The organism is Mesorhizobium sp. M7A.F.Ca.ET.027.02.1.1 (assembly GCF_004022985.1).
GTDB lineage: Bacteria > Pseudomonadota > Alphaproteobacteria > Rhizobiales > Rhizobiaceae > Mesorhizobium.
On record NZ_RZOL01000394.1, the window covers coordinates 1 to 5,715 of the forward strand.

A 5,715-nucleotide genomic window follows, 5' to 3' on the forward strand; every position below is an offset into this window, starting at 1 on the left:
CTTGCCGATCTCGAGCATGAGGTCGCCGGCTGCCTGACGGAACTGCGCCACATCGTCGACGACATGCGGCCGAGCGTGCTCGAACTGTTCGGCCTGCGCGACGCGGTCGAGGCGCATCTCAACCGCAGCGTCGCCAGGGCCAAGCCGCCGATCGCCGTGCGCATCGCCGACACCAGCGACGGCGGTGCCGACAGCCTGGCCGAGCCAGTGCGGACCGCGCTCTACCGGATCGTGCAGGAAGCGATCAACAATGCCGTTCGCCATGCCGCGCCGCACCGCATCGACGTGCTGTTGGCGTCGACCGCGAGCGTGCTGCGGGTCATCGTGACGGATGACGGCCAAGGCTGCGGCACCGTCGACCCGGCCGCGTATGGCGGCATCGGCCATATGCACACGCGGGCAGCCCTTATCGGGGCGCGGCTGCGTATCGGCCAGGCCGGCCGCAAGAACGGCGGCACCCGTGTCGTCGTCGAGATCGACCGCCAGCCGTCGCGAGAATTGGCGGCGGCTGCAGCGGTGCCTGGCGAGTTCGCCGTATCGGAGGCCATGTGATGCTTGTGATGATCGCCGAGAATGACGGGCTGCACCGTAGCTTCGCGCGGCGAACGGTGGAGCAGCTGTGGCCCGGCGACGTCGAGGTGATCGAAGCGAGCGACGGCGAGGACGCCATCAACCTGGCGGCCGAACGCGAGCCACTGCATGTCGTGCTCGATTTGCAGATGCCCAAGGCGACGGGAATCGAAGTTGCCAAGGCGATCTGGAACCGTCGCGCCGGCACGCACATCCTGTTCTGGTCGAATTTCGCCGACGAAGCCTATGTGCGCGGCGTGGCGCGCATCGTGCCGCCCGGTTCGGTCTACGGCTATGTGCTCAAATCGGCGACGGAGGAAGGCATGCGGTCCGCGCTGCGCGGGGTTTTCCGCGAAGGCCACTGCATCATCGACCGCGAAATCCGCGGCATCCAGCACCGCGTGCAGGACAAGTTCGAGGGCATCACCGACGGCGAATATGAGAGCCTGATCGACATCGCGCTCGGCCTGACCGACCGGGCGATCGCGGCGCGGCGCGGCCTGTCGATCCGTGGTGCGCAGAGCCGCATCAAGCACTGCTACGACAAGCTCGGCATCGTGCCGGCGGAGGACGGCGCCGGCGATGCTTCCGTGTTCAACTCGCGGACACGGGCGATCTATCTCGCCATGGCGCGTGGCCTGATCAACATCGACGCACTGCGCCGCGAACAGGACCGGCTCGATGCCTGGCTGGCGGAGCACTGAAACAGCGGCGGCCACGCCCCGGAACTTCGGAAGGTCAGGCGCATTGCTAGTGAACGCCAACTCAATGCCTGCGGACCCGAAGTGCGACCCTCAATCACAGATTCATGGCATCTGGTGCGTGAAAGCATAGTCGGCTTCATCAACGACAATGCGCTTAGCCATGGTGCTGCGATGGCTTTCTATGCCACCACTTCGCTGGCGCCGATCTTGCTGATCGTGGTTGCGATTGCTGGTCTCGTCTTCGGCCACGATGCCGCACAATTGGCCTTGTCCGCGCAGATATCAGGGCTGATGGGACCGGAAAGCGCCGATCTCCTGAAGACTGCGCTGGAAAGTGCATCCGGCAGCCTGTACGGCACCTGGGCCGCGATCATAGGGCTGGTCACATTGCTGGTGTCCGCGTCTGGTGTCTTCGGCGAGATGCAGCAATCGTTGAACACGATCTGGAAGATCGAACCGCAAGGCAATTCCCTGTCGCGTCTGGTGCGGGCGCGGGCCGCCAGTCTGGGGTTGGTGGCCGCACTCGGGTTCCTGTTGCTGGTCTCTCTCATCGCAAGCACTGCGATTTCGGCACTGGGCGATTTCATCAACGCCTATCTGCCGTTCGGAACGATCATACTCAGCGGGATCAACGGCGTCGTTTCGTTTGCACTTATCTCGGTGATGTTTGCCGCCATCTACAAAGTTTTACCCGATCGAACCCTGGAATGGCGCGATGTGGCAATTGGCGCTGTCGGGACCGCGGCCCTGTTCACACTGGGGAAATCGCTTATCGGCTGGTATATCGGCACCAGCGCGATTGCGTCTTCGTATGGCGCCGCTGGCGGCCTGCTCGTCATATTGCTCTGGGTTTACTACTCGTCGGAAATTTTCCTCCTCGGCGCCGAGTTCACGCGCGCCTATTCCGTTCGGCACGGCAGCCGGTCCGACCTGGGCACCTTGGTTGACAGGTCTTTACCCGCGCAGCACGACTGAGCTCGAGCACGGCAGGAGTCCAACTCTGCCGGCGTGCGCGAGCGCAGCCCTGACCGCTTTTGCAGCGTGTTCGCCGGCCCTGATCTGACGTCGTCGCTATCCCGTGCTCGATAGGCACGGCCGACTGTGCAAACGCACAGTCGGCCGTGCGCTTTGACCCGTATCGGCTCGTCGGCACCGCGCCTACGCTCTGCCCCAACAAGAAGCCTATATCGGGAAGCGCTCATGCCATTTGTCACCATGCGGAGTAGCACGGCTGTTCGCGCCGGGAGCCGATGATGTCGGTGTCGGCGCGTGCGCGCCATTCCGGCTTCGACGATGTCGTCGGCGATGCGACCATTGAGACGGTGGCGAGCGGCTTCGGCTTCCTCGAAGGGCCGGTCTGGCACCCCTATGAGAAATGGCTGGTCTTCTCCGACATTCCGGAAAGTCGGATCTATCGCCGCAGTGCCGAAGGCGAGATCGAGCTGTTCCGCGCGCCGAGCCACAAGGCCAATGGCAACACGCTGGACCGCCAGGGGCGGCTGGTCACCTGCGAGCACGCAACAAGCCGGGTGACCCGCGCCGAGCCCAACGGCGGCGCGACGGTGCTTGCCACGCACCATCAGGGCAAGCAGCTCAACAGCCCGAACGACATCGTCGTTGCCACCGGCGGATCGATCTACTTCACCGATCCGGGCTATGGCCGGAGGGAATTCTATGGCGTGCCACGGCCACAGGACCTGCCGTTCCAAGGCGTCTACCGCATCGATGGCGACGGCGCCCGGCTGACATTGCTGGCCGACGATTTCGGGCAGCCGAACGGGCTTTGCTTTTCGCTGGACGAGTCGCGGCTGTTCATCAACGACACCGAACGCGGGCATATCAGGGTGTTCGGCGTCGAAGCCAATGGCGACCTCGATGGCGGCGCGGTGTGGGCAGTGACCGAGGGCGAGGGGCCGGGGGCGCCCGACGGCATGAAGATCGACAGCCGCGGCAATCTTTACTGCACCGGACCCGGCGGCATCCACATTTTCGACGCGTCGGGCGCCATTCTTGGCGTCATCCGGACACCTGAAGATTGCGCGAATTTCACCTTCGGTGACGACGATTTGCAAAGCCTCTACATCACCGCGTCGACGTCGCTGTACCGGCTCAGGGTGCGCGTGCCGGGATTGAGACTGTTTTGAGCTCGCGACAATCCGTGCTCAAATCAGAGTTGGGAGTGAGGCCGGGGTCAAAGCCGGTGGGAATGCAGCAGTCAACACATCTGGGAGGATAACGACATGAAGAAACTGTTCGTTCTGGGAGCCTTGGCGGCAATGCTCGCCTCGGGCACGGCGCTGGCCGACACCAGCGGCAAGAAGATTGCCTTTTCCAACAATTATGCCGGCAATTCCTGGCGGCAGGCGATGCTCGACAGCTATGGCATCGTCACCAAGAAGGCGGTCGCCGACAAGATCGTCGGCGCGGCCGACATCTTCACCACCGCCGACAAGGAGGTGCCGACGCAGGCAGCACAGGTGCAGAACCTGATCCTGCAGGGCTATGACGCGATCGTCATCAACGCGGCCTCGCCGGATGCACTCAACGGCGCCATCAAACAGGCCTGCGATGCCGGCATCGTCGTCGTCTCCTTCGACGGCACCGTGACCGAACCTTGCGCCTACCGTGTCGTCGTCGACTTCAAGGACATGGGCAAGCAGGAAATCGAGCAGATGGCCAAGTTCCAGCCCAAGGGCGGCAATCTTCTGGAAATCCGTGGGCTTGCCGGGACCTCGATCGACGATGCCATCCATGCCGGCATCCTCGAAGGCGTCGCCGCCCATCCCGAGTTCAAGATCGTCGGTTCGGTGACCGGCGACTGGGACCAGACGACGGCGCAGAAGGCGGTTGCGACCATCCTGCCGTCGCTGCCCGACATCGTAGGCGTCGTCGACCAGGGCGGTGACGGTTACGGGGCGGCCCAGGCCTTCGCCGCCGCCGGCAAGCCGCGCCCGACCATCATCATGGGCAACCGCCAGGACGAGCTGCAGTGGTGGAAGGAGCAGAAGGACAAGGACGGCTACCAGACCTGGTCGGCTTCGATCGCGCCCGGCGTGTCGTCGCTCGCCTTCTGGGTGGCGCAGCAGGTGCTCGACGGCCGCACCGACATTCCGCACGATCTGCTGGTGCCGTATCTGGCCTTCACACAGGACGATTTCGAGGCCGAGCTGCCGAAGATCCCCAAGGGCGGCGTCGCCAGCCACGAATACACGCAGGAAGACGCGATCGCGGCCATCAAAGCCAACATCAAGTGAGCCTTGAACAAGCGTTGCCCTCCGGATCATCGAGCGGATATCGTTGAGCATGCCTGAAGGGAACGCTGACATCATCAGACTGAACGGCGCCGAAAAGCATTTCGGCGCCGTTCGCGCACTGGGCGGCGTGGATTTCCATGTCGGCCCCGGCGAATGCGTTGGTCTCGTCGGCCACAATGGCGCCGGCAAATCGACGCTGATGCACATGGTGGCGGGCACGCTGGTGCCCGACAGTGGGCAGATCGGCGTGCATGGCGACACCGAGGACAACTACTCGGTGTCGCGCGCGCAGCAACTCGGCATACGCTGCGTCTTCCAGGAACTGTCGCTGTGCCCCAATCTCAGCGTCGCCGAGAACACGCGCATCAACCACGCGTCGCTGCGCGGCTTCGGCTGGCGGCGCAAGGCGGCGGATCTGATCGCCGCCAAGCTCGACGAGATCTTTCCGGGCCACAGCATTTCGGCGTCCGATATTGTCGGCGACCTGTCGATCGGCCGGCGCCAGATGGTGGAAGTGGCGCGCGCCTTCACCGTCACTCAGGATCGGCTCGACCTCGTCATCCTCGACGAGCCGACATCGTCGCTCGATGCGCATACGGCGGGCCAGCTGCTGGCCTTCGTCCGCCGCTTCGTTGCCGGCGGCAAAAGCTGCATCCTGATCTCGCATGTGCTGGGTGAGGTGCTGCGCAACGCCGATCGCATCGTGGTGATGCGCGACGGCAAGGTGGTTGTCGCCGACGCCGCCAGCGCCTTCGACCGCGACCGGCTGGTGACGGCGATGGGCGGAGCGGAAGCGCGCCAGAAGATCGCGGCGCAAATCGCTGCCGCCAAGCCCGGCGCCAGTCCGCTACGGGTCCGGGCGCGGCCCGCCGCGCAGAAGGACGGCACCGACCTTGTCGCCTGCGCCGGGGAGATCATCGGCCTTGCCGGTCTGGCGGGACACGGCCAGACCGACCTGCTGCTGGCGATCTTTAGCGCGGCATCGCGCGCCAAGGCAGGCATCGAGGTGACGGCGCCGGTGGCGCTGGTCGCCGGCGACCGCCAGTCGGACGGCATCTTTCCGCAATGGTCGATCGCTGAGAACATCGGCATCCGCTCGCTGGCGCGGCTGCGCAGCGGGCTGCTGATCTCGCCGCAGCGCGAGGCCGAACTCGCTGCATTCTGGCAGAAGAAGATCGGCATCCGCA

The 5,715-nt window shown here is 64.7% G+C and carries 6 protein-coding genes; all 6 read left to right on the plus strand.

Translation table 11 applies throughout. From position 1 onward, the window contains the following. Nucleotides 1-552, plus strand: a 552-nt coding sequence (locus EN749_RS29350) for an ATP-binding protein (RefSeq protein ID WP_348629388.1), incomplete at its 5' end; no start/stop codon positions are given. Beyond that, the gene (locus EN749_RS29355) at nucleotides 552-1,274 is read left to right on the plus strand and encodes a response regulator transcription factor (RefSeq protein WP_127318792.1); all 723 of its coding nucleotides are present in this window, start codon (nucleotides 552-554) and stop codon (nucleotides 1,272-1,274) included. The genes EN749_RS29350 and EN749_RS29355, both read left to right, overlap by 1 nt. Nucleotides 1,275-1,355: 81 nt before the next feature. After that, the gene (locus tag EN749_RS29360; RefSeq protein WP_127808742.1) at nucleotides 1,356-2,249 is read left to right on the plus strand and encodes a YihY/virulence factor BrkB family protein; all 894 of its coding nucleotides are present in this window, start codon (nucleotides 1,356-1,358) and stop codon (nucleotides 2,247-2,249) included. Nucleotides 2,250-2,527: 278 nt separating this feature from the next. Beyond that, complete coding sequence (locus EN749_RS29365) at nucleotides 2,528-3,418, plus strand: SMP-30/gluconolactonase/LRE family protein (RefSeq protein ID WP_127808743.1); 891 nt, start codon at nucleotides 2,528-2,530, stop codon at nucleotides 3,416-3,418. Between the two features lie 96 nt (nucleotides 3,419-3,514). Continuing rightward, on the plus strand, nucleotides 3,515-4,528 hold the full coding sequence (locus tag EN749_RS29370) for an ABC transporter substrate-binding protein (protein ID WP_023811211.1): 1,014 nt from the start codon (nucleotides 3,515-3,517) through the stop codon (nucleotides 4,526-4,528). A gap of 49 nt (nucleotides 4,529-4,577) precedes the next feature. Next, the coding region (locus EN749_RS29375; RefSeq protein ID WP_145991046.1) for a sugar ABC transporter ATP-binding protein at nucleotides 4,578-5,715 on the plus strand (1,138 nt) is incomplete at its 3' end.